The organism is Arenibacter flavimaris, from assembly GCF_030291335.1.
Taxonomy (GTDB): domain Bacteria; phylum Bacteroidota; class Bacteroidia; order Flavobacteriales; family Flavobacteriaceae; genus Arenibacter.
Genome location: NZ_JASWIM010000010.1, coordinates 111877 through 136245, shown reverse-complemented (window position 1 = coordinate 136245; position 24369 = coordinate 111877). Strand labels below are relative to the sequence as shown.

The window sequence follows — 24369 nt, the reverse complement described above, 5'->3', positions numbered from 1 at the left end:
TGGTAGGGATGACCAATATCATATTATTTGAGCCCATAGTTGGATAATTTTAAGGTTCAAATTTTAAATAACGTTCTATGAGAATTTTAATTCCAACCGATTTTTCCGAATTATCCAATGTCGCAATTAAGTATGCCATTGATTTAGGTAAAGATATAGAGGTAAAGTTACACTTACTTCACGTTATAGACACATCTGCACCATCAAGGGCCAGAGTGGGTTCCCATAAACTTCAGGAGGCTATAAAATCCAGTTCAGAAAGGGACATGAAAGAACTTTTGGCATCTATCAAAAAAGATAATGACCGTAATATTGAAATAAGCTATGAGATTACCTCTGGCTCGCCTATAGGGAAATATGTTGAAATAACGGCACAGAAAAATGATGCTGATATTGTATGTATTGGGACCAAGGGTGCCAGTGGACTTAAAAAGATTCTTTTTGGAAGTAATGCTGCCGATATCATAGAAAATAGTAGCATCCCTGTCTTAACCATTCCTGAGTTTGCCCGCTATAAGGGTATTCAAAACATTGTATATTCCAGTGATTTTTATAATCTAGACAAAGAACTGGATATAATTATCCCATTTGCAAAATTATTGGATTCCTGGATTCAAATTCTTCATATTGACAAGGATAATGAAGGCTATGAGGGAGATCTAAAACAAAAGGAAATGAATTTAAGACAAGATTTTTCTTATCAAAAAATAAAATTGACCGAATTAAAAATCAACTCCGTGATATTGGGCATCAATAAATTTGTTGCCGACGTTGACGCGGACATGGTGATTATGTTCACCCACCATACCAACTTTTTAGAAAAGGTATTTCAAAAGAGTGTTACCCAAAATACAGCATTTCAAACTAGCATACCACTTTTTACTTTTCAAAAGGATTCATAATCTTGTAGATACTTAAAAGTGTGTAGGTGAAAGAGATGGCTAAGTCAAAATTTATGGCATTTTGAGTCGTATCCTTTTTGATACTTATTTGCCCCATAGGTTTTTTTCATTTGGTACGTCATATCCGAAGGATCGATTTTGAAATTGTATCATAGATCAGTAATCCTTCACTTTGGCTGTTGAGTTGTCCAATACGATATCCGTTAGCGTCCCAAATTGACGTTTGTCCTGCACTTTGGAAATTATCACAATATCCAATAGAGTTGGCCATTAAAATAGGTGTTGAATATTTACGGGCCACCTTTGGAAAATAGGCATTCGCCTTTTCGATTCCCAGCTGTGATTTGGCCACACTTGCCAAATAAACGGTCGCTCCCATTGCATACGCATTTGCAGTATGTTGTGGCTGCAATGATTCGAAACAAACGGCAAGGGCAATTTTTGCGTCTTTCAGGGTCAAAATAGTTTGTTTATTACCTTCAATGAAATACTTCTTTTCGTCTAAATGCAATATTTGCTTGGAATAGGTTTGCCGTGGTAGGTGAGGTTGAAAAATAACCATGCTAATTAATATTCCAGCTTCTGAATGTGTGGGCAAACCAATTCCAATCGCAATTTTGTTTGTATTGCTCATTTCTTGAAATACATCCAATCTCAAGTCGTTTTGATCGGTTGCCAAAGCCTTTGCCAGTTTGGGTTCATAACCCAACAACGATAATTCAGGAAAAACAATTAAGTCGGTTTTTTCTGTCACAGCACGTGTAATCCATCTCAAATGGTTTTCGATATTGACTTTGATATTCCCTATTTCAGATTTTGTCTGTGCAACACAAATTTTCATTGTATTCGTTTTTTCAAAATGAATTGGCCAATAGGTAAGCGTTTGTAACGATTGATTGCATTTGGTTGCATACAATTTAAATTCGGACTACATATTATAAACGCCGCCATTGATGTCCAAGGTAGCACCGCTAATAAAGCCATCATATTCGGAGGCCAGGAATAGAACCGCCCGTGCAACGTCATCTGCGTTACCTGCTCGTTGAATTGGAATCCCAGCGGTTGTTGCGGCCGCTGATTCTTTGGTAGTATGTGTGTTATGAAAGGAAGTGCCAAGGATAAGACCTGGGGCAACGGCATTGACCCTAGTGCCTTGGGGACCCAATTCGGCAGAGAGAGCCCTCGTAAAGGTAAGGATAGCGCCTTTGCTGGTAGAATAAGCCAGAGATCCAGGGTGTCCCCCTTTGCGCCCTGCGAGTGAAGCCAGGTTAACGATACTGCTATTTTTATTTTTTGCTAGAAAGGGAGATGCGGCTTTAGTAACGAACATCATGGAAGTAAGGTTTATGTCCATTACCTTGTGCCAGAACCCAGCCTCCATTTCGCTCAGCATTTTACGAGAAACAAGTGAACCTGCGTTGTTGATTAATATGTCCAGCCCGCCAAACGTTTCCACTGCTTTTTGGACCAATGTATTGGCATCGGCCTCTTGGGTTAGGTCACCACCTATGGCAACAGCTTTTAGTCCTTTGCCCATGGCGTATTCCGTTAATTGCTTCGCAGTTTCTGCACTGGAAAAATAGTGGATGGCAACATTGGCTCCACTATCGATAAAGTGCTTGGTAATTGACTCGCCAATTCCTTGTGCACCAGCCGTGATAAGAATATTTTTCCCTGTTAATTTATGGTTGTTTTTCATGATATAACTTATTAAAAAGCATTGATAGTGGTCGTATAATTAATGTTTGCCCTTATGGACAGCATACTCTTACAAATATAAGGAAACAAGGTAGGTATTTTTATACTGTAGACATTGTCGATACAAGAATAGTGTTATGGGAAAGCCATAGGAACCAAGTCATTGGAAGTGGGAGGGGGCTTTTACAATTAATCCTGCAGTCTGTACGTGCCGGGATGGACAGGAAGCAATGAGGTGGTCGGTTCCTTATACAGGTGTTATCTATTATTTAAGTTGTAATAAACCATGATTTTGCAATTTATAAAAACACCATTTAAACCTTGCGTATCAATCAAAGTCCATTAAGGTAATTGTCACTATTTAAATTATGAACATTCAAATTAATAGCCTTAAACCATTTGTGGTAATTCTGTTAATATCGTCGTTGCTTTCTATTTTTAGTTGTAACAATAATTCGGATGATGGCATAGCCGTAGAAATTTTTAACACGCCAACCTGTTTTCTTGATCCACGAGCCAATATGGCACCAATGTACCCAGTGTGATGGGTTTACTTTTCTCTTAACAATTTTAGCGTTTCTTTGATGAATTCCCCTTTTCCCAAGACATAGGCCCCTCTGTCATTTCGATACTTTGAAGCTAAATCCAGTTTTAATTTTTCGTATTCCTTTGCTCTTTTTTTGTCCGCAATCAGATAATCCCGAAATTCAATTTGTTGCCACATAACATTGTCCTTTGGGCACATATGTATATGAAAAATTTGCTCTTTTTCTCCATTAAGATTGTAACCTTTGCCAAAAGATGAATATTCTTCTATATTTTTCCTTGAAGGAACTTTAAAATGTGAGTATCCCAAATGGGCAAATTTTTCAATTAGATTTTCGTCGAATAATAGTTTTTTAGGTATTTCAATTAGCATGTCTATATAAGGTTTGGACTTTATTCCGGGAATTGAAGAACTCCCAAAGTGTTCCGCCCTTAAAACTATGTCCTTACCAACTTTTTCAATAATTAGTTCTTTTTCCTTTTCGTAAATAGCGATCCATTCCGGATTGTGATCTACCAGCTCAATTGGAAAAAGTCTATTCCAATCATCCTTGGTCAAATCGTAAAGTGACTTTTGCATTATTGTTTGTGTTTTACAAGTTGCGTATAAAGGTGGTTATAAAGTTAATGCGGGACAACCAATGGCTAAAGAATTAAAAATGTGTTACAATAGGAAATAATGTATATACTATATTTTTATTAGTGAAACTCAATTTTAAGAAGTCGGTAGGACGCGCTTAAAATTGCAAGTTGAACTAATCCCGCCCTTTTCGGCGGGATCCAGGTCCACTACCTCGCCCCTGGGGCCGATTCCTATTAGTGAAACTCAATTTTAAGAAGTCGGAAGGACGCGCTTAAAATTGCAAGTTGAACTAATCCCGCCCTTTTTGGCGGGATCCAGGTCCACTACCTCGCCCCTGGGGCCGATTCCTATTAGTGAAACTCAATTTTGAGAAGTCGGTAGGACGCGCTTAAAATTGCAAGTTGAACTAATCCCGCCCTTTTCGGCGGGATCCAGGTCCACAACTTCGACCCTGGGGACGATTCCTATTAGTGAAACTCAATTTTGAGAAGTCGGTAGGACGCGCTTAAAATTGCAAGTTGAACTAATCCCGCCCTTTTCGGCGGGATCCAGGTCCACAGCTTCGACCCTGGGGTCGATTCCTATTAGTGAAACTCAATTTTGAGAAGTCGGTAGGACGCGCTTAAAATTGCAAGTTGAACTAATCCCGCCTTTTCGGCGGGATCCAGGTCCACAACTTCGACCCTGGGGTCGATTCCTATTAGTGAAACTCAATTTTGAGAAGTCGGTAGGACGCACTTAAAATTGCAAGTTGAACTAATCCCGCCTTTTTCGGCGGGATCCAGGTTCACTACCTTTTATTGGCACCGCAAAAGGGTATAATACCCCGAGGCTTGCCTCGAAAACTAAAGTTCACTTCCTACAAATGCCTCGTGGGCTTGCCCCGAGGTAGTTTACTTTATGGACGCTTTTTTGAATAGCCGAGCTATGGAAAAAAATTCAACGGAACATGGGTTAATGTCTTGTCCAAGGATAAGCCATAGATAAGCCGTATATAGGCCGTATATAGGCCGTATATGAAAATAGGAAAAAACAGGCTAAATCCACTCCTTTTTGGCGCGCTAAAATAGCTCCGTTTCAAGACATTTTTCACCTTTCATGGTCGGCAAAATACGCTCCGGGATCCCTTGCGGAAAACAAAGCCAAAATACAGTGTCTTTATTAGTGAAACTCAATTTTGGGAAGTCGGCAGGACGCACTTAAAATTGCAAGTTTGACTAATCCTGCCTTTGTCGGCCTTTTTCGGCGGCATCTAGGTTTAATACCTTTTATTTCTCATGGAATTTGGTTTCAGTTTTGCACATTGGTCCAATACAACGGACAGCTAGGTTTTTTTACCAATTTTCAAATAAACTAGGACTCAGGCAATTGCGAGAGCCTCCTATGATCCATTATCTCATGGACAGTTGAGTGTTGGGGAAATCAGCTTTTCCGAATGTTTTTGAGATAATAGCAATTTGTGCTTATACATCTTTGGTCTTGTTTTTTTCTTTATTTTGGTAAACATTCGGATTGTATTTTTCCATATAGATCTCTGGTCTGGGCAGTTTTGTAAAACCGTATTTTTCATAGAGCCATTCCGCTGTGCTTGTCAATAAAATCCAGCGTCTTAAATCTTGTAAATGTTTGTGTTCCATGATCGTTTCCATAAGCCATTTGCCCAATCCAAGTCCGCGATATTCTTTTAATATAAAAATATCACCTAGATATGCAATGGTAGAAAAGTCGGAAATAACCCTGGCATATCCAATGAATTTCGAGTCACAATATATTCCGAAATTTAAGGAATTGTCTATTGATTTTTTAACCTTATCCAATGAGATTCCATTACTCCAACCAGATTCGTTGGTCAAAAAATCATGAATCAATAAAATATCCAATTTCTTAGTGTCCGTGGAAATTAGATATTCATTTCTATATTTCTCTACAATCTCCAATTTAGTTTTGTTCATTAAATTAATGTACTAGGTCCCGTATTCCAATAATAGCCGATCATGAGTGTCATTTATATGCGGCCACCATCAACTTGGTGTTGTGAGCAACACTTTTATTTATCATTACTTCAGTTATATCTGTTTTATTGGCACCGCCCAAGGGTATAATACCCCGAGGCTTGCCCCGAGGTAGTTTACTTTGTGGCCAAGTGTTTCTTTCTGTTTTTTAATTCCAGTTTTGGTCAAGTTTCGACTTTTTCTATAATAAAGCCTATACATATCGGCCAATCTCATTCATATCAATTTGATACAAATGTGAACAATTCAATTATTTCCTTCTTCCCTCTAAGTTCTTTTTTTCCAAGAGATCTGTGCCTATATCAGCTCCGGGAAGCATCATACCCATAAGTTTGCCAGATATGAGGCAATTAACATTATAGGTGTTGCAAAGCCCCTGAATACGTGCTGTTGTATTTAGTACATCGCCAGTAAAAATAAATATCCTTTTTTATAACGCCAATTTCTGTCTATATGAAACCCCGCTTTGAAAACGGGACCAATACCATATTTTAAAGAATACTTATCGGTTTCATCCAGTAAGGCTTGCAAAAGTAAGAATTTTCAGGGTTGGTTGGGGCCGTATTTGATTATGGCCATAGTATCTGTTGTACAAGTTAGCCATTTGAGAAGAGTGGATTGCATTTTTACGGCACTAGAGGAGAACTTAATGCCAGGAAAAAAGGCCAATTAGGAAAAATTCTTCAGCCGTTTCCAAATCGGTGAATGGGTGGGGTAGACCAGTGTTTCTCGATTTTATATTGCAAAAAATACCTGGTCCAAAATAAATACTTGAGATAGTAGATCGAAATTATTTTGCAGCAACAAGTTTATCCCTTAAAGGTCCAGGCCACAAACCTGCTCTGTTTATTTCCCTGTTCCATATCCACAACCTTTACCGCTATTGGTAAGGTTTTATTAATGGCCCTTTTTATATTTTTCAAGTTTTCCTTTTGTGAGACTAGGGAGGTAAACCAATGTACCTGATCCTTGAATTGCACACTCTCCACAACCATTTTTTTAACAAAAGCTTCCTCACCCCCCTTATACCATAATTCGTTGGCCTGTCCACCAAAATTTTCCCCTTCCTCCAATTGTAGGTTGCGAACTTTTCGCTGGTTTTGTTGTTGGGCATCTGTTCGGTTCTTAAAAAATGGAGGATTGCAGACCACTACGTCAAAATTATCCCCAGGCAGAATTATGTGTTCCAAAATACTGTATTTGAACCGTTGCCGTCTTAGTACTATTTCTTGCAATACCGTATTTTTATCAATAATTTTCTGGGCATTTTTTAAGGCATCCAGATCCACCTCACTGGCAGTACACTGCCAATTAAAATGAAGCCTGGCCAAAATGGGATAGATTAGGTTGGCTCCAGTGCCTATGTCCAACAATCTAAGTGTGGTTTTAGGAATCAGATCAGCTATATGTAAGAGGTAATCTAAACGGCCAGGAATGGGGGGACAGAGGTTGTACTCAGGTATATCCCAGTGCTCAAGGCCATAATGGGCTTTTAGCAAGGCCTTGTTCAGCGCCTTTATGGCTAGTTTATCCCCAAATTTAATAGTTTGGTTTCCATAAGCATTTACAAAGACAAACTTCCTGAGTGCTGGAGAATGAAGAATAAGGTCTTCAAAATCGTAATCTTTGGCAAAGGGGTTTTTTGGGTGCACCAGATGTGTTTTTAAAAAGTAAAGATAGCAAAAGCTAAAGCAAAATTAGGTTTGCCGTAAACAGCGCCTAATTTCAATTCCAGGAATACCACAACAATCCAGTAACGGAGGATTGCCCCATGGCAAGTGCTTCCATTAATACAATAATTTATCTGGGTCGTTATTCCTCCCAGGTATCCGTTCTAAAGGAAGACGCGGGTAGTCCTTCGGTATTGAACAAACTTCCTGCCTCACAATTCTTAAAAGCATATCTCACGGCAACTGGTTCGGCCACTTCTTCAGCCCAGACGGTAAGGGTTTTGTCCCCATTAATTTTGGCCTTGGCGGGTTGAAAAATTTTGTCAGCACCGGCCACTTCAAAGCCCGATAATGGTTTTCCATAACCGGTGAGTCCGTTCTCATTATAATCAAAGGACAACTTTACTTTACCATCCTTTATTTCTTCAATTTCTTTGTAAACCGGACCACTAAAGGCAATTCCCTCTATACCGTAATCCTTGTTGAGGGCCCAAAGGGCCAATCGATCGCCAACCAATTTTTTCTCCCTAGGGTGTATATAATCACAGTCTCCAATATCCATAGTAACTGCCATTCCAGTATTTTCAGCTGATGTCATAGTGCGCAATTGAGCTTCCCTAACAAAGCCGGCGTTGCCGTCGGAATAGCCATATGGTGCAATTTGTACATAGTAAAAGGGAAACTTGCCTTGTTGCCACTTTTCCCTCCAGGCGTTGATCATGGTGGGGAACAGCTGGGCATATTCCTTGGCCCTGTTTCTGTTGGATTCCCCTTGGTACCAAATAGCTCCTTTAATATTGTATCCAATCAAGGGATTGATTATGGCATTGAACAAAAGGGTAGGGGTATACTGTGGTGCTCCGTCCGGAAGCTTTTTGGGCAACTCTATGGTCTTGAATTCGGAAAGCGCCTCCTTGTCTATCCAGGTTTCTACATTGGACCCGCCCCAAGAGGTATGGATAAGTCCAATGGGTACATTTAGAAGGCCGTACAGTTTTTTTCCAAAAAAGTAAGCGGTAGCACTAAAGTCCCTTACGGTTGTTGGTCTGGCCTCGGCCCATTGTCCTTCAACATTGTCAAGTGGATCTATGCTGGCGGCCCTTTTTACGGTAAACAGGCGTATCTGACTGTTGGTGGAGTTTAAGATGGCCTCGCCACTACCATTTATGGGTTGGTTGTTAAATCCTTTTACGGGCATTGCCATGTTGGATTGTCCTGAACACAACCAAACTTCCCCAATCATAACATTGTTAAGGGTTACATCATTACTGCCTTTTATGTTAAGGGTATAGGGTCCGCCATATGATGGTGTTGGAATATTAAGTTTCCAGTGTCCAGCCGTATTGGTAACGGTGGTGGATTCTTTTCCCCAACTTCCCATTACTTTAATTTTAGTGTTTGGTTTGTCGGTTCCCCAAATGGAGACCTTGTTGTTTTGCTGTAAGACCATATGGTCTCCAAATATGGCAGGTAACTGTAATTGTGCAAAGGAGAGTGTTGAACTACATAAAATAAAAGCTAGTAGAAAAATTTTAATTGGTTTCATGGCTGTGTATGAGGTTGTTATTTAAAAAAAATATATAAGCATGGAGATCCCGAGCATAGCTGTAATTTTTCTCCCATTTCTATATGATTGTTAAAAGTAATAAAAATAAAATCATGGGACCCGTTGGATCGCTTTACAACACAGTTTGCTTTCTTAAAGGGGGTAGGTCTTGCACGGGAGTTTATTGGCACCGCCAAAGGATATAATACCCCGAGGCTTGCCTCAAAAATTAAAGTTCGTTTCCTGCGAATGCCTCGCGGGCTTACCCCGAGGTAGTTTACTTTTTTGACAATGCCAATTAACGAATTTTAATACAATGACAGCTCCACTTTGTTTTAATGGGAAGTATCGTTCGTAAGTATACAAATATGACGTTGGCTCCGGTATCGGTACGTTGTGGGAAGGGCATTATAGCGTAGGTTAAAGTCTTCTTGCCTTTCATCTTACCATATTAAGTGCTTGGTTAAAGTCTTCCTTGGTCCAGGTTCCGATATCTGCTTCCGTGCCATAAAATCCAATCTGGATGCTAATTTTGGGATTGGTGGGTTATGTCAGGCTGACAAGTTTGTCCGGCCTTACTTAAATGATTTGGCTTTCTCCAAAGCCTCATTGATGTGTTTTAGGATATACTCTTCGTTCAACACCGAGAACATTTCATTCTTCTCAAAATCCATTTTGGTTTCTTCATTAATTCCCGAAAGGATTACTTTAATTCCCTTGGCCTTAAACGATTTTATAATCTCTTTTAAACTTTGGTATCCAGTAGCATCGATCAATGGTACATAGCGCATTCTTATAATAATGACCTTAGGTTGTAAATGGGTATTGGATATGGTTTCCTGAAATTGTCTGGCTGCACCAAAGAACAAGGGGCCATTAATTTCATATAGCAGCACATTCTTGGGGAGTTCCAGTATTTCATCGTCAAACAGATGTTCACCGTTAATATTTTCCGAAGTGATTTTTTCTACAAGGACCGCTTCGCTCATTCTTTTCATAAACATAAAACTGGAGAGTACTATTCCAATTTCAATTGCAATAACAAGATCGAAAATGACCGTTAGGAAAAAAGTGCACAGCAGAATGATGATATCCATTCTGTTACCCTTTAAAATGGATTTAAATTGTCGCCATTCGCTCATGTGGTAGGCCACAACCATTAAAATTCCAGCAAGACAGGAAAGGGGTATCAACTTGGCATAAGGAGCAAACAGAAGCATTATGGATAACAGAACGAAAGCGTGCACTATACCCGCAATAGGTGTTCTACCGCCATTCTTTACATTGGTGGCTGTCCTTGCTATGGCACCTGTGGCAGGAATACCACCAAATAGGGCAGAGAATATATTGGCAGCACCCTGTGCAAGCAATTCCATATTGGAACGATGTTTACCGCCTATCATGGAGTCGGAAACCACGGCGGAAAGCAAGGATTCTATACTGCCCAACAGGGCAATGGCAAAAGCTGGTTGTATCAACGATTTCACCGTGGCATAATCCACGTTGGGAAGGCTGGGCAAGCTCAAATTATTAGGGATTTCCCCAAAATTGCTTTCAATGGTATCTACGGGAATCCCAAAAACCTGTACTACAATAGTAGACAGGAGGATAGCAACTATGGAACCAGGTATTTTCTTTATCAACTTCTGAAAATATAGGGTAATGATGACCGACCCGGCAGCGATTGCAATGGCATATCCATTTATCTTGTCGATATTTTCATAGTATACCACCCACTTATCCATAAAGTCGGCCGGAACCTTTGCTATGTGAAGTCCAAAAAAATCGTTGACCTGGGAGGAAAATATAATCAGGGCTATACCACTGGTAAACCCAACAATCAGGGAATAGGGAATAAATTTTAATAAGTTCCCAAGTCTGGCCAGACCGAGGCCAATGATGATAAATCCGGCCATGAAAGTGGCTATGGTTAGACCATTAATACCAAACTCCTGAACAATCCCGTAGACGATTACAATAAAAGCTCCGGTTGGCCCTCCAATTTGAACCCGACTACCGCCAAAGGCCGAAATTATAACCCCGGCAATAATGGCCGTAATGATCCCCTTTTCCGGAGAAACTCCGGAGGCTATGGCAAAAGCAATTGCCAAGGGAAGGGCCACTATGCCCACGATGAGTCCAGAAAGTAGATCCTTTGTAATAGTTTCCTTGGAAATTCCCTCCTTTATAAGGGAGAACAACTTGGGAATAAACTCTTTATTCATGTTAATGTGTTATGGTCTACAACGATCAATTTGAAAGAAGAAATATCTATTGACCGTAAAAATTAGTATTAAACCATGTTAAAGATAGAATGATTTTTTATTTTAAGAAATTGGAAAGGAGTTTTTAAATTTTATTCCTTGCCAATATATTGGATTGGCAAAAAAATCACTCTTATAAAATGGATTTGACAAAAACTAGACCTTGGTATTTGCATATATGTATTTTGTGTTTTTTGGACATGACCGAATGTTATGCCTCTTATGGTATTAACGGGTCTTTGCCAGTTACCCTTAAAAAATAACCGCATCATTTCTAAGGTTATCTATTCTTTTTTCGGTTCAGTTCTGCCCGTCTCATGGGCATGGCGTCTATGGTTCCAAATAGTTCGGTTGCCGTAAGGACGTTTGCCTGCTCGAGTTTTGGGCTCCCGTCCAACCCTATCAAAATTATCTTGAAGTCCCTTCCTTTATTTGCAAACTTATCAAAAAGTATAGTGGAGGCAATCCAATTGTTGGACTTGGTATTTTTTAGGTTATTCATAATTCTATACCGCTTCGGCAAAACCTGATAAATTATGATTTTTCTATCTAGTAGATCTTTGGGCAAACCGTTGAACTGGGCAATTTGCTGTTGATAGGTTTTGATGTCCTCTTGATCTGATAGGATTAGAACTACTCGATTATTCCATTGGTGCCTTTTTAAATCTTGACCATAGGTATAATGCATTGTTAAAATGGCCGCTAAAACGTAGCAAATCCGAATTGGGTTACTAAATACTTCTACAGCCATTTTTTTCTAAATTAGATCAACATTCCTTTGATTGCCCTACCTAATAAAATTACTGTATTTATGATGTTGTTCAGCTAGTTGCTTCTAGGGGTAAAATAAATATTCAATTGGTAGGATAGTATTGCCCTAAAGCTCCCGAAGAATCCCTGGCGTGATTTTTGAACCTAGCTATTCATTTTTTGGAAATATTTCTGTGTGGCCCGATTTAAAATGCAGATCCATTTGGGGAAAGGGAATAACAATTTTATTCTCACTGAATTTCCGGTTGATGATCTTTCTGATATCACTTTTTACCTTCTCGATTCGAAATACATTTTCACTAAAGAAAAGCACCTCAAAATCCAAGGAGGAGTTTCCAAAATTCACAAACCGCCCTTCTATGGTTTTTCCATCTTTAAAGTCGGGATGTTCCAAGACACTTTCCTCCAAAATTTTTATCACCAAATCAACATCACTGCCGTACGCCACGCCCACCCCTATTTTAAAGCGGGTCTTTTTTTTCTGATGGCTCCAGTTAATTACCTTATTGGTAGTTATCAGGGAATTTGGGATGATGATGGAAATGTCGTTTCTGTTCAACCCCCTGGAAGTTCTCAAACCAATTTCCAGTATCTCTACTACATCCCCATCTATTTCCAAAATGTCATTGATTCTGATCGACTTCTCGGAAAGGAGTATGATGCCAGAAATTATGTCGTTGAAGGTTTGTTGCAAGCCCAATCCCACTCCCACCAATAGGGCTGCCGATCCAGCAATTAAAATGGTGACCTTAATGCCTACGGATTCCAGTATTAAGCCCAATGCAATTACCCACATTACATATTTAATTATCTGATAGAGGGCATAGGTATTTCCTTTATCTAGATGCAATCCCTTATAACGCCGAAATAGCGCCGTTTTTATTAACTTCAATATTACTCTGGTGACTAGGGAAATCAATAAAATTATTACCAGGGTGTAGACTTTTATTTTATAGTCCCCAATGCTGACTAGATTAAAATCCAATAACTTGCTAAGTGCGTCCATTTCTTTCTTTTTAGGGCCACCGAATGCCTAGCCATGAAGTTACAGCTTGGGCAGGGGGAGGGTAGGTGTGTTGGTGTTTTTCCGTTGAAATATAGTGAAATCCCTTGAACTATAAGTAGAAATCTAAGCTTATGAAGGAGGTGGGGGGACAATTCCACAATCTTGCCCAGGAATTATTGAAGCGCGGTATTATTTATTAGTGAAACTCAATTTTGAGAAGTCGGTAAGACGCACTTAAAATTGCAAGTTGAACTAATCCCGCCTTTTTCGGCGGGATCTAGGTTCACTACCTCGACCCTAGGGTCGATTCCTACTAGGGCTCGCCTTGAGGTTTAATACCTTTTATTCTTCCTACCATTATAGAAAGGATTAATACTTATAAAACGGCTCCATTGCTAATATCTAAATATGAGTGGTTAGTTTTTTAGTGGCTTTTCCAGATCAGGAACAATACTTTTTTTGGCTTCATCCATATCAATATACTTCTGTAAATCCCTTAGGGAAACCACCTTAAATTTGTGATCCGATAAATATTGGAGATATTCCCTAAATAAATTAGGCGGTGTATCTACCCAAGGATGTTCCACATCGGGCACACCGTGCAGTGTAAGCACCACGATCTTTCCGTTTTTGGCTTCGCCCAGAGCCGTTATTATCTCATTTTTGTTATCCGCATTGGTTGCCCAACTGGGTATTAGAAAAGGATGATCTGCTAAAGGGTCATATGCCCTTCTACCACCTGCCCGTGCAAAATGGTAACCTTTTATTTCCAAAAATGTAAGTACTTTGGCATTTAGTCCGTAACCGGGATAAGCAAAGTTTTGTGGTTTGGCAATTCCCAGGGAATCGCATTTGTTTTCTATGTATTCCAACTCGGTATTAAATTCCTTTTGGGTGAGTTTGCTTACATTGGCATGGGTGTGGGTGTGATTGGCCACTTCAAAATCCATCCTGTCCAAGGCTTTAATCTGTCGCCAATTCATGTAGAGGGTACTATCCTTATAGTTGGGAGGAAATTCACATACAAAAAAGGTAGCGCCAAAACCGAACTCTTTTAACATTGGGGCTACCACCCAATATTGACTGGCCGGGGCATCATCAAAGGAGAGTACTACCAGTTTATCCGGAATTTCCTTTTTTAGTACTTGGGAATGTCCATGCAAAAAAAGATTAAGGACAATTGCGATTAGGATTTTTTTTATCATAAACAATTACGACTCGGTTAAATTTAGGAAATTTTGTTCAGTATCCATACCTTCTCAATTATACCAAACAGCATATCGCTCGCGTCTCAATTCCAAGGCCAGACCTTCCTCTATTTCCAAAGCTTCCGCCCTGGTCAATACGGGATCTATATGATTATAAAGGCTTGGTCTTAGATACAGACCATATTTTTGCACAATGTTGGAAGATAGTTTATGTCCCTTTTTGTTTCTATATCCGGTCTTGTGCTGTTCAAATCGCTCTTTAGGGGTCTTGGAGGTCATACCCACATAAAGACATTCCAATACACCATTGAACTGGGGATTGGCAGCCCTAAATTTTGCATTTTCGGTAAAAACACGTTTGGATAATTCCACAACATAGACTCTGTACAGGGTTTTGGACATGGTTGATTATGACTATTTGGCCGTAAACTAAGTAAAATTCACCTTAATTTAAAGTCAAATTTTCCATGTTGTCCCTTTATTACCAATTTTTTTACGAATTTTATGGAGAATAAGCTACAAATTGAGTCTATTGTAAATCGAAATAAACAATCTTTACCATGAAAAAAGAACCAAACCAACCCTCACCGATTACTAGAAGAACCTTTATTAGTAAAACGGGAGTGGCGGCTGCCGGAATTAGCATTCTCCCGAGCAACGTAATATCGGGAATGGGATATAAGGCGCCCAGCGATAAATTGAATATTGTTGGGGTTGGGGTTGGAAGCATGGGGTTTGGCAACCTAAGAAATTTGCAGAGCGAAAATATTGTTGGGTTGTGTGATGTGGATTGGAAATATGCAAAGAATTGTTTTGACCACTTTCCAAAGGCTAAGAAATACAAGGATTTTAGGGTGATGTATGACGAGATGGGCAACGATTTTGATGCTGTCCTGGTAGCTACCGCCGATCATACCCACGCTATTGTGGCGGCAGACGCCATGGTACGGGGAAAACATGTTTATGTACAAAAGCCACTTACACACTCCGTATATGAATCCAGACTATTGACCAAATTGGCCAAAAAACATAATGTGGTCACCCAAATGGGGAATCAAGGGGCTTCAGGAGAGGGAGTGGCACAAACCTGCGAATTAATTTGGAGCGGGGCCATCGGGGATATAACCAAAGTGGAATCTTTTACGGATAGGCCCATATGGCCGCAAGGGGTAAATCCCCCAACCCAAGGACAATGGGTCCCTGACACATTGGATTGGGATCTGTTTACGGGACCAGCAGAGTTGATACCCTATAATCAGGTGTACCACCCATGGAACTGGAGGGGATGGTGGAATTACGGTACCGGGGCTCTTGGAGATATGGCCTGCCATATACTACATCCTGTATTTGAGGCTCTAAAATTAGGCTATCCTACCAAGGTTCAGGGAAGTTCGTCCCTACTCTTAAAAGACAGTGCCCCAACCGCACAGTCTGTTCAAATGACCTTTCCCGAAAGGGGCAGAAAGGGCAGGATTAAACTGCCAGAAGTAGAGGTAAACTGGTACGACGGGGGTATTAAACCCGATCTACCGGCTAATTGGCCAAGCGGTAAAAACCCCAACAAGTCGGGTGGAGGTACTTTCTTTTATGGTACTAAAGGTATTATACATGCAGGCTGTTATGGAGTGGAACCTGAAATATTGGGTAGGGAAATGCCCAAAGTGGCCGAGACAGAGCGCAGGGTTGAGAAGGAAATTGGACTTGCTTGGAACAGGGGTGCCCATGAAATGGACTGGGTCAGGGCCTGTAAGGAAAGTCCTGGGAATCGCCAACCCTGTACTTCCGATTTTTCGGAAGCCGGTCCCTTTAACGAAATGGTCGTGATGGGAGTGCTTGCGGTTAGGTTACAATCTTTGAATAAAATATTGAACTGGGATGGAGAGAATATGAGATTTACGAATATAGGACAGGACGAGACCATTAAGACCGTAATCCGCGACAATTTTGTAATGAAGGATGGTCGTCCAAAATTTGAAAAGGAATGGACAGAGCCCTATTCTGCCAGTGAGTTTGCTGCTGAATTGATAAAACATACCTATAGGGAAGGTTGGAAGTTACCGGACATGCCGGTCTAAAAAATTTATGACCCAACAATTATAACAATGGGAAGGAGTAGGGGCTTCTTCCCTTTTTTGTGGGAAGTCTTAGGCCGTTGGCGGTAAAGCGTGAACAATGATCAGTAAATTGAAATATTTTGTGAGTAGCCGGGAGTTCATGGTATAGGGCCAAGGGTATAGAGTAAAATGACATGACAATTTATAGTACGGTTTTAGGTTCTGGTAGCAAAGCAGTCCAGATTACTGTCTAATGAAGCTACCTCCTGAAAATGGAAATGTACTTACTTTTCCGATTATTAATTTGTACTTTCTCCCCACCAATACATCTCCAGTAAATTGAAGCTAGCTATTAAACCACTCAAAATGGGGCCTAATTTTTCCAAAGGCTTATTTAACTCCCTTTCATTAATAATGTGTTTGGTTGGCGGGACCTTTTATTCCGTGGCACAACAGGAGATGAATGGTCCGGAAAAGGGAACCATTCGTAACCAAATTGGATTGCGGCACGACAATGATTTTATATTGCTCACTGACCGGTATTATACTGCCGGATTATTTTTAACCTATAGGCACCGTTTGGAAAAGGGATTTTTTAATGCCCAAAACGAACAGTTCACTTTTTCCATTGGTCAGGAAATAATAACTCCGTCCTATCTAATTACCAAGGACGTCAAAGAATTGGACCGAGCCTATGTTGGATTTACGGCACTTAGGTCTGGATGGTCCTATGTGGGACGAAATAATTTAATAGAGGCAAATTTTCTCCTTGGCTTAGCAGGCAAGGCTTCAGGTGCGGGGAGTTTGCAAAGGTGGTACCATCATTCGGTCATGAAGACCGAAACCCCTACCTGGGTGGGGGAAATGGAGAATAGCGTTCATTACAACCTGTATGTCAGACACCTCTATGAATGGCGGTTGGCTCCCAACCCATTTAGTATTCACCTTGCAGCACAGGCCCAACTTGCCTTTGGAACCAGGGATATCTATGTATATCCCGAGTTGGTGGCCTATTTTGGAAGGAGAAACCCTTTGTCTTCCAGTGTGGCACACAACCAAATTGGATCTACTGATAATGAAATTTTCTTTGCCTTGCGTGGTGGATACCGATTGGTAGGTCACAATGGGCTATTGGAAGGCAATGCTCTGGGCGACGATTCCGTTTTATTGATCGCCTCAAATAATACCGTAGTCTATGCGGGCTTCGATTTTCAATTTCGTTTCGGACGAAATGAGTATTGGGTAGGTATGCGATATAATTCACCGGAATTTGCGCAGGCCAGACCCCATAAGTATGTTATTCTTTCATATACTAGAGGGTTTTGATGCGTTGCCCAGTGTTCAGTGGCCCATACTCCTGAGCCACGGGCCAGAGATTAAAGTCACGACAAAAAAGTCTAATACCCAAGTTTTCATAATGCAGCTTTTCATTTTTTGATCCTTTTACCGCAATGGTACCAGCAGGGCAAATATCTGGCTAGATTGGTGTTTTTCAGTAGTTATGGTTTTGTTGCACATTATTTTTGTTTTTATACAGTTCAATTGCTTTTAAGTACTTCAACCCTCCTGTCTCTGTTTGGTCGTGAAGGAATCCGTTCAATTCAGGATGATTTTCGTCAATCCAGCTTACAATATTATCTCTGTTTTTAACAAATGTTGAATCATTAAATACAATGTATTCTGTTGTTTCAATACTGATAATTTTATCATTGTCAAATCGGATAACTTGATTGGTGACAATTGGTACTTGGTGAAGAAATGAAATCCTTTTGTCGATTTTTGAAATCTTTGCTTTCACAATTGTATCTTTCTGCTCCATTTGGAGGATTTCGTATGTTGGGCTAAACACAGCATCCCATTTCAACCATTCCATGAATTCTTCAACAGAAAATGTCTGTACATAGTTATATTCGGTTTCTTTAGTAACAAGGCTATCGGTTAACAAAAGTGCCATTTTCAAATTATCAGAACTATTCAGTGCTTTATAATAGTTTTTAGCAATTTCAAGTCTGTTGATCTCCCTTTCAGAAGTTTTACAGGAAATGAATCCGATTATTAATAGTAATGATAGAATTACGGTTCTGTTCATTCGTAGTTGGTTTTACCTAATGTGCTACAGTGTTCTCCGCTATGATTTGTAGCGACCTAGGATATTGTTGGATTTCCAGCTATGGTAAATCCAGCTGTTGACAATTTATAAGTTCGAAGTTAGTTAAAAGGCAAATATAAAATATAGCCCTTATCCTTAGTTACTTTTTTCCGAATCTTTTAAATCCGTAATAAATGAGTCCACAGCATATAAATAACCCAGATATGGCCGGTATCATTATAGATTTCCCTGGCTCACCTGCATTTTGAACACTCCAAACCATTTTCCCTGTAGCCATTAGTACCACCACTCCAATTCCCATAATTAAGCTCCGTTTCCAAAAGGCCAAGCCCAATGCTATAAATGAAAACGGAATTGATAGGGCCAACAAGGTCTTATTTAAGTTCCATTCACCGTAGAGATAGTCCTTTTCATATGCTAAAAATTGTACCACATTTTCATTTACCACTTCAGGTTTGGGAAACCAAAACATACTGGTAAATAAGGCGAATATAGAAATTAACATTCCCGAGAAACTTTTTTTGAAAGCGAAATAGCAAAATGGCAGCAAAAACAATGGCCTTAAATACCAACTCCACTGGTTATGATGTCGTTCAAAAACCCAATTAAAGAATGGTTTATTGGTCATCGAGAATACAATGAAAGCAATTGTTAGACCTAAAAATATGGCCGCAATTGTTTTATCCGTTATTGAATTTTTCATCTATTTTTATTGAATGCAGAAATAAGTACATATACGTTCAATGCTATATTCCCATTTATAAACCACCTAAAAAAGATGGGTCCAACGGCATAATTGTACATTATTGGATCCTTTAAATCTGATTTACTAATATAGTATTTTTAGAAGTAAAATGGAGGAATACCTGGGTTGCAATTGCATTGTACAGGGGATGGATGGAGGTTGAAAGTTGCCAAGGCAGTCTGTTCGAACGTTAGAGAAAAACCATGGGTTTTGGAATACCCCAAAAATTGGAATACCATGAGGTAAATCGCCCAGGTTGCAACGGCCAAGTATGTGTGATTTCCAATCGTCCCGAAAAAGGGCTCTGTCTAAGTGACCAACTTTGTTGGTTTGGGCACACCTTCCGGCAGACAGGTGGAGACGAAATGGAAGGTTCATAGCCGTGCGATTTTGTGGAGCTGTTCTATCGTTTGTTCAATTTAAATAGGGATAGCTTTTTTTATTGAGAACTGGTAAGCTTTTATTATTGTTCCTTCCAAAACAATTTTATTTCAGTTCACTCATAATACCACTGAGCCGTATCCTAGGGTTGTAATAAATTTTTACCTTCCCTGGCGAGAGCATCACTCCTTTGACGCCCTATTCCGGAACCTTATTATCTTGGAAAATCACCTAATGTTTATGCTAGGGAACGTATTAAAATGTAGATGTTTTTTCAATATGATAAAACAATAGTTCTTAAAATAAAGGGAAAATCCATTGGTCCTGGCGGGAGATTACTGCGGCATTAGCGATATCCACGCGTAAGTAGTAGGGATTGGTCCAATTCATTTAGGATAGACCATCAATCAATTCCATTTGAGCATCAAAGACCTCGACCATAACAAGGTCCCCATATTTTAATCCCTCAATCTTAGGAAGCAGAAGCTCCAGTATAGTCGGGTTTTGAAAATGTTCTGCTTTGGTGGTAGGATCTGGCATATAAATCAACCCCTTATAGGTAGTTTCATTAAATTGAAGGGATGCATCAAAAAAGTAAAAATTCTCAGGAGGGATATAGTCGGACCAGTTTACATTCTCAAGAAAATATTTTGGTTTTTTTATTTTAAAGGTATACGGAGCAATGTCTAAATTGATAGTCCCTGGAAAGTATTGATTTAGGTTCAGGCTTTTTTGTAAGAAATATTTGTATTGGGCTTTTAAGGTTCCCTCAGGATAGCGGGGGTCTTTGGCCTTCCCAGAGGCAACTCCATGACCTTGGCAAACTATGGCATTCACTTTCATTCTTCTTTATTTTTGGCCATTTTTTGGAAAGATTACAATGTTTCTTTACTTCTAGTTTTCAATTTTACAGTAAAAACCCACTATATTTCAATATCATTTTTTAAAATATTTTTGGAGCAATGTAAGCAGTTCGATCCTGTTGATCGGTTTTGTTAAATAATCATTACAACCAGCAACCAAAGCTTTATCCTTATCCCCGGAAAGTGCAAATGCACTCTGGGCGATAATGATAACATCCTTATTGATTTTCCTAATTTCCTGGGTAGCAATATATCCATTCAATACGGGCATTTGGATGTCCATCAAAATTAAGTCGGTATCCGGGTTTTCTTGAAACATTTCCACAGCTTCCAGTCCGTTCTGTGCTTTAATAACTTTTTTACTGTACTTATCCATTTCCTTGGAAATCAGCATTGCGGATATTTTGTCATCCTCGGCTATCAAAGTTTTAATTTTATTTATTTCAAATTCTTCATCAACTGGTGCAATGGTTTTTTCCTTTACCTCCAACTCTTCAGTACCAGGTTGATAGGGAATGGCAAAATAAAATGTGCTACCAATTCCCTCTTTGCTTTCCAGCCATATTTTTCCTCCAAGCATGTCTAAAAAAGCCTTTGAAATGGACAGACCCAATCCAGCTCCCTGCTTGGCCATAACGTTCTGAACATCTGCTTGTATAAAGCGTTCAAAAATCACATCCTGCCGATCTTCCGCAATTCCAATTCCCGTGTCCTTTACAAAGAACTCCAAAAATTCCTCCTTTTGAGAATACCCTATTATAATTTCTCCCTGCTGCGTATATTTTATAGCATTTTTGACCAGATTCGTAAGAATGGCAAATAGTTTTTCTCCATCGGTTCTAATGACTATATTTTTTTTGGAGAATTGTTTATCTATATAAAGACCTATGTTTTTGTTTTCTGCTTCAGGTTTTAGTAGGTTACAAACAAAATCCACCTGATTGTAAATGTCGGTATCGGTATAAGAAATATTCCTTTCACCGGATTCTATTTTGGAAATACTAATAATGTCATTAATTATATTGAGCATACGATCACCTGCCCTTTCTATAATTTTAATGTAATTGTTTTGTTCATCCCCCGAAAGGCCTGGATCTTTTAACAATCTGGAAAAACCAAGAATACCATTCATAGGTGTTCTTATTTCGTGGCTCATATTGGCGAGGAATGCAGACTTTAAACGGTCACTTTCCTCCGCCCTTTCCTTTGTTTTAAGTAGTTCCTGATTGGCTTGATAAAGCTTTTGATTCTTAGCTTCAATTTCTCTAGACTTCAGCTTTAACGATATTTGAACCTTTTTTCTTTCTGTTCTATCGGAAACCGAACCTGCAATACGGATTGGTTTTCCGTGTTTATTTAAAACGGATGCCCCTCTGGTAAAAATCCACGCATAGTCACCAGTCTTTTTTCTTATTCGAAATTCCAACTGATAAGAAACGTTGTTTTCTAAATGATTTTTTAGAACCTTCATAACACGTTTGGAATCATTGGGGTGTATCCAATCTTTCCAATTGGAGAATCGGGCTTCCACTTCCCCGGGCTGATAGCCCAATATCTCGTACAACCTATCGGAAACCCATAACTTATCGCTTTCGAGCACCTTCCAATCCCATATACCGGCATTCGATGCCTTCACGGCCAAAGCAAACCGCTCTTCACTATCTTTTAGCAAGCGGATAGATTCCGTTTCTTTGGTAGTGTCATGTGAATTATAGAAAACATATTTTTTTCCATTCTCAGAATTGATTATGGGGGTCAAGGTTACTTCTGCATGGTAGGGGAAATTTTCGATGGAGACTGACTCAACAAATTTTATTTGTTGATTGGAATCTATTACCTTTTTATAATTATTTATGGTGTTTTTAACCACGTCGGGTTCAAGATAAATGTAATCCTTGCAAACCGCTTCCAGCGTTTTCCCGATCAGGTCTTCTTTAGTGACATGTATCCCGAATTGTTTGCCTTTGTCCAGATAGGAGTTATTTACAGCAACTACTTTAAAACTATGATTACCTTGATACTCTACCAACAATTGAAGATCTCGGGTATTGTTAAAGATAACGGACAAGAGGCTTTGACTGTCCAAAAATTCAATTTCGGTCTTCTTTTGCTCGGTTATATCACTAATTAAAATGGAGAATTTACCTTTTACCTGCGAGAATCCATATATATCATAAAATTTATTGGTGTTGTGGTTGTATTCTGTAAAATGTATGGGTACTTGATTTGACGCCAAGAGCGCAAACCTTTCTATCCATATCAATTCAATATCAGGAAAAATTTCTTTAATGGTCCGCCCTATAGTAGTTGTTATTTCTAGTCCGGTTTGTTCTTGGAAACCTTTGTTGATCCTTAAAAATCGGTAATCAATAGGTGTAAGGTCTTGGTCATAAACCATTTCACATAACGCATAGCCAATGGTAATACCATCGAACATTTTAAGGATTTGTTCCTCCTTATAATCGTCTTCGTTGATTAGTTTTTTGTTGGTATTCATAAATAGGCTATTTCTTTGCAAGAACATATGGAACCCACACGAACTATTTCAATATTACAACGACTTTAATGGATAAGTTTGATTCTTTGGCTTATATGCTTACGAACAGACGCGTAAAAAGGTTGGATTTGACTCAATAATTTCCTCAAATGTAGGAAATTTTAACAACCTTATGAAAAAATGTTAATTATTTGTTAATAATAAATATATCCTCCATTCCTGATTGTTCGTCATAAAAGTTTGAAAGTTATTCCTGTGGGAGCCTTGAATGCCATGGATTGGAGGCTATATTTTAAAAGTTTACCAATTAAATATAAGTATTTTACTGCTGTTTAAGTAGCTTTCTCTATGAGTTGCTTTCGGTATCGGTGGGGCTGGACAATTTATTTTAAAGGAATTTCCCGATATTCGTTGTACACTTTTTTCATCACTTCTGTTTTACCTTCATCCTCTGCTATGGCATGGGTGGTAAACATCATAACGCCGGTCGATTTCCCAGATAGTCCACCACGTAGTGCCGTTTCAAAGGCTTTATTGGTAACTATGCCAGGTTCATTGTAGGCTTGGACTATGGGCCATATTTTGGGGAAACCATCCTCCCTCGAATCTATTTTTTTGCTAAACCATTCAATATTTTCGCGTACCCAATTGGGTTTTCTTCCCATTCTTTGGTGGTAGACCATTGGTGAAAAAACATCAATGGTGTTCTTCAATAGATCGTAATCCAAACCAAGGATACGTTGCCTAGCGCCATTGAACTCTTCGTCCTTCCAAGGACAATGATAAAGTCCCAGAAGGGCATTGGGTTTAATTTCGGCCATAATGTCCTTAATGTTTGCAGTCCAGTCATATATAATTTGGCAACGCCATTTTCGCCATTCCGAATCATGGTTGTCAAGAATATATTTCGCTATTTCGGGAGTGGAAATATCCGGCAAATGCACATTGCTATCCTTTGAAAAACTGCTAAGACAATGTCTGCAAAAACATGTTTCAGGCAAAACGGGTTCCGGGTCTTCAAATTGGGCGTGCCAGTGGACATAGTCCATCCACACCCCATCCAGATCATACTCTAAAAGTAAGTCGCGCAGCTGATCGAAACGGTATTTTCTAAATCCGGGTTCGGTAGGGCAGGCACCCATGAACCAAGTAGCGGCCTCTACTCTTTCTCCCTTTTCATTTAGGGCCCAGGCCTCTGGATGGGTATCCACATAACCTTTGCCGTTTAAAGTGGCAAATTCGGCATATACCTTGGCCCCTTCGGCCCTAGCGCGGATGATCATGTCCTCGTTAACGGACCCGCTGTGGACAAATATGGCATTAACCCCAAGGTCGTCCAATTTATACCCTTTGTCCCATAGGGGTTTTGGATTCCCATAAACACCCCTGATCTCTATGGTTTTAGTGAAAGATGGCCCACAGGATACCAATCCGAGCGTGGAAATAAGGAATAGTGTTATACATCGGAGTTTGAGGTTAGTGGCCATATCCTTGAATTTAGAGAATTAATTTA

Annotated in this window: 19 protein-coding genes; 3 read left to right on the top strand and 16 right to left on the bottom strand. The window is 39.5% G+C overall.

Annotated elements, in window-relative coordinates; all coding sequences use genetic code 11:
• Positions 1 to 77: 77 nt before the first annotated feature.
• Entirely contained in the window at positions 78 to 902 is an 825-nt protein-coding gene (locus QSE00_RS10395) for a universal stress protein (protein ID WP_286105896.1), read from the top strand.
• A 118-nt stretch (positions 903 to 1020) separates the two neighbouring features.
• Here QSE00_RS10395 and QSE00_RS10390 read toward each other — a convergent pair whose 3' ends face one another.
• The 11 genes from QSE00_RS10390 to QSE00_RS10340 all read right to left on the bottom strand — a co-directional run bounded on the left by QSE00_RS10390 (position 1021) and on the right by QSE00_RS10340 (position 14608).
• A complete protein-coding gene (locus QSE00_RS10390) occupies positions 1021 to 1743 on the bottom strand; it encodes a carbon-nitrogen hydrolase family protein (RefSeq protein WP_286105895.1) in 723 nt (240 codons plus the stop codon).
• Positions 1744 to 1830: 87 nt separating this feature from the next.
• Positions 1831 to 2601, bottom strand: a complete 771-nt coding sequence (locus QSE00_RS10385) for an SDR family NAD(P)-dependent oxidoreductase (protein ID WP_286105894.1) — start codon at positions 2599 to 2601, stop codon at positions 1831 to 1833.
• Positions 2602 to 3150: 549 nt separating this feature from the next.
• The gene (locus tag QSE00_RS10380) at positions 3151 to 3726 is read right to left on the bottom strand and encodes a GrpB family protein (protein WP_286105893.1); all 576 of its coding nucleotides are present in this window, start codon (positions 3724 to 3726) and stop codon (positions 3151 to 3153) included.
• Between the two features lie 1466 nt (positions 3727 to 5192).
• The gene (locus QSE00_RS10375) at positions 5193 to 5681 is read right to left on the bottom strand and encodes a GNAT family N-acetyltransferase (RefSeq protein WP_258364870.1); all 489 of its coding nucleotides are present in this window, start codon (positions 5679 to 5681) and stop codon (positions 5193 to 5195) included.
• An 869-nt stretch (positions 5682 to 6550) separates the two neighbouring features.
• Positions 6551 to 7393 (bottom strand): 23S rRNA (adenine(1618)-N(6))-methyltransferase RlmF, encoded by an 843-nt coding sequence (gene rlmF / locus QSE00_RS10370; protein ID WP_110356872.1) that lies wholly within the window; start codon positions 7391 to 7393, stop codon positions 6551 to 6553.
• A gap of 160 nt (positions 7394 to 7553) precedes the next feature.
• Complete coding sequence (locus tag QSE00_RS10365) at positions 7554 to 8957, bottom strand: sialate O-acetylesterase (protein WP_286105892.1); 1404 nt, start codon at positions 8955 to 8957, stop codon at positions 7554 to 7556.
• A 575-nt stretch (positions 8958 to 9532) separates the two neighbouring features.
• Positions 9533 to 11182 (bottom strand): SulP family inorganic anion transporter, encoded by a 1650-nt coding sequence (locus QSE00_RS10360; protein ID WP_286105891.1) that lies wholly within the window; start codon positions 11180 to 11182, stop codon positions 9533 to 9535.
• A gap of 319 nt (positions 11183 to 11501) precedes the next feature.
• Positions 11502 to 11972: a DUF4174 domain-containing protein gene (locus QSE00_RS10355; protein ID WP_286105890.1), complete on the bottom strand. Its 471-nt coding sequence runs from the start codon at positions 11970 to 11972 to the stop codon at positions 11502 to 11504.
• A gap of 168 nt (positions 11973 to 12140) precedes the next feature.
• A complete protein-coding gene (locus tag QSE00_RS10350) occupies positions 12141 to 12998 on the bottom strand; it encodes a mechanosensitive ion channel family protein (RefSeq protein ID WP_286105889.1) in 858 nt (285 codons plus the stop codon).
• A 416-nt stretch (positions 12999 to 13414) separates the two neighbouring features.
• Positions 13415 to 14203: a polysaccharide deacetylase family protein gene (locus QSE00_RS10345; protein WP_286105888.1), complete on the bottom strand. Its 789-nt coding sequence runs from the start codon at positions 14201 to 14203 to the stop codon at positions 13415 to 13417.
• Between the two features lie 54 nt (positions 14204 to 14257).
• Positions 14258 to 14608 (bottom strand): ribose-5-phosphate isomerase, encoded by a 351-nt coding sequence (locus tag QSE00_RS10340; RefSeq protein WP_110356878.1) that lies wholly within the window; start codon positions 14606 to 14608, stop codon positions 14258 to 14260.
• A gap of 158 nt (positions 14609 to 14766) precedes the next feature.
• Here QSE00_RS10340 and QSE00_RS10335 point away from each other — a divergent pair, with 158 nt between their 5' ends.
• Both QSE00_RS10335 and QSE00_RS10330 read left to right on the top strand, forming a co-directional pair.
• Entirely contained in the window at positions 14767 to 16281 is a 1515-nt protein-coding gene (locus tag QSE00_RS10335) for a Gfo/Idh/MocA family protein (RefSeq protein WP_286105887.1), read from the top strand.
• Between the two features lie 345 nt (positions 16282 to 16626).
• Positions 16627 to 17586: a lipid A-modifier LpxR family protein gene (locus QSE00_RS10330; protein ID WP_110356880.1), complete on the top strand. Its 960-nt coding sequence runs from the start codon at positions 16627 to 16629 to the stop codon at positions 17584 to 17586.
• A gap of 166 nt (positions 17587 to 17752) precedes the next feature.
• Here QSE00_RS10330 and QSE00_RS10325 read toward each other — a convergent pair whose 3' ends face one another.
• From QSE00_RS10325 to QSE00_RS10305, 5 genes are all read right to left on the bottom strand, one after another.
• Entirely contained in the window at positions 17753 to 18349 is a 597-nt protein-coding gene (locus QSE00_RS10325; RefSeq protein WP_286105886.1) for a hypothetical protein, read from the bottom strand.
• A 160-nt stretch (positions 18350 to 18509) separates the two neighbouring features.
• The gene (locus QSE00_RS10320) at positions 18510 to 18875 is read right to left on the bottom strand and encodes a hypothetical protein (protein ID WP_286105885.1); all 366 of its coding nucleotides are present in this window, start codon (positions 18873 to 18875) and stop codon (positions 18510 to 18512) included.
• A 1011-nt stretch (positions 18876 to 19886) separates the two neighbouring features.
• Positions 19887 to 20339, bottom strand: coding sequence for a hypothetical protein (locus QSE00_RS10315; RefSeq protein WP_110356884.1), 453 nt, complete (start codon positions 20337 to 20339; stop codon positions 19887 to 19889).
• 93 nt (positions 20340 to 20432) lie between these two features.
• Entirely contained in the window at positions 20433 to 22856 is a 2424-nt protein-coding gene (locus QSE00_RS10310) for an ATP-binding protein (protein WP_286105884.1), read from the bottom strand.
• A gap of 383 nt (positions 22857 to 23239) precedes the next feature.
• Positions 23240 to 24343, bottom strand: a complete 1104-nt coding sequence (locus QSE00_RS10305; protein WP_286105883.1) for a hypothetical protein — start codon at positions 24341 to 24343, stop codon at positions 23240 to 23242.
• Positions 24344 to 24369 lie beyond the last annotated feature (26 nt).

Excerpts from the sequence above, each read along its gene's own strand:
- QSE00_RS10325 (WP_286105886.1), bottom strand. The coding sequence starts at position 18,349 with ATGAACAGAACCGTAATTCTATCATTACTATTAATAATCGGATTCATT.
- QSE00_RS10315 (WP_110356884.1), bottom strand. The coding sequence starts at position 20,339 with ATGAAAGTGAATGCCATAGTTTGCCAAGGTCATGGAGTTGCCTCTGGG.
- QSE00_RS10310 (WP_286105884.1), bottom strand. The coding sequence starts at position 22,856 with ATGAATACCAACAAAAAACTAATCAACGAAGACGATTATAAGGAGGAA.
- QSE00_RS10380 (WP_286105893.1), bottom strand. The coding sequence starts at position 3,726 with ATGCAAAAGTCACTTTACGATTTGACCAAGGATGATTGGAATAGACTT.
- QSE00_RS10355 (WP_286105890.1), bottom strand. The coding sequence starts at position 11,972 with ATGGCTGTAGAAGTATTTAGTAACCCAATTCGGATTTGCTACGTTTTA.
- QSE00_RS10330 (WP_110356880.1), top strand. The coding sequence starts at position 16,627 with ATGGGGCCTAATTTTTCCAAAGGCTTATTTAACTCCCTTTCATTAATA.
- QSE00_RS10335 (WP_286105887.1), top strand. The coding sequence starts at position 14,767 with ATGAAAAAAGAACCAAACCAACCCTCACCGATTACTAGAAGAACCTTT.
- QSE00_RS10375 (WP_258364870.1), bottom strand. The coding sequence starts at position 5,681 with ATGAACAAAACTAAATTGGAGATTGTAGAGAAATATAGAAATGAATAT.
- QSE00_RS10360 (WP_286105891.1), bottom strand. The coding sequence starts at position 11,182 with ATGAATAAAGAGTTTATTCCCAAGTTGTTCTCCCTTATAAAGGAGGGA.
- QSE00_RS10395 (WP_286105896.1), top strand. The coding sequence starts at position 78 with ATGAGAATTTTAATTCCAACCGATTTTTCCGAATTATCCAATGTCGCA.
- QSE00_RS10340 (WP_110356878.1), bottom strand. The coding sequence starts at position 14,608 with ATGTCCAAAACCCTGTACAGAGTCTATGTTGTGGAATTATCCAAACGT.
- QSE00_RS10305 (WP_286105883.1), bottom strand. The coding sequence starts at position 24,343 with ATGGCCACTAACCTCAAACTCCGATGTATAACACTATTCCTTATTTCC.
- QSE00_RS10390 (WP_286105895.1), bottom strand. The coding sequence starts at position 1,743 with ATGAAAATTTGTGTTGCACAGACAAAATCTGAAATAGGGAATATCAAA.
- QSE00_RS10345 (WP_286105888.1), bottom strand. The coding sequence starts at position 14,203 with ATGATAAAAAAAATCCTAATCGCAATTGTCCTTAATCTTTTTTTGCAT.
- QSE00_RS10350 (WP_286105889.1), bottom strand. The coding sequence starts at position 12,998 with ATGGACGCACTTAGCAAGTTATTGGATTTTAATCTAGTCAGCATTGGG.
- QSE00_RS10320 (WP_286105885.1), bottom strand. The coding sequence starts at position 18,875 with ATGTTAATTTCTATATTCGCCTTATTTACCAGTATGTTTTGGTTTCCC.
- QSE00_RS10365 (WP_286105892.1), bottom strand. The coding sequence starts at position 8,957 with ATGAAACCAATTAAAATTTTTCTACTAGCTTTTATTTTATGTAGTTCA.
- QSE00_RS10385 (WP_286105894.1), bottom strand. The coding sequence starts at position 2,601 with ATGAAAAACAACCATAAATTAACAGGGAAAAATATTCTTATCACGGCT.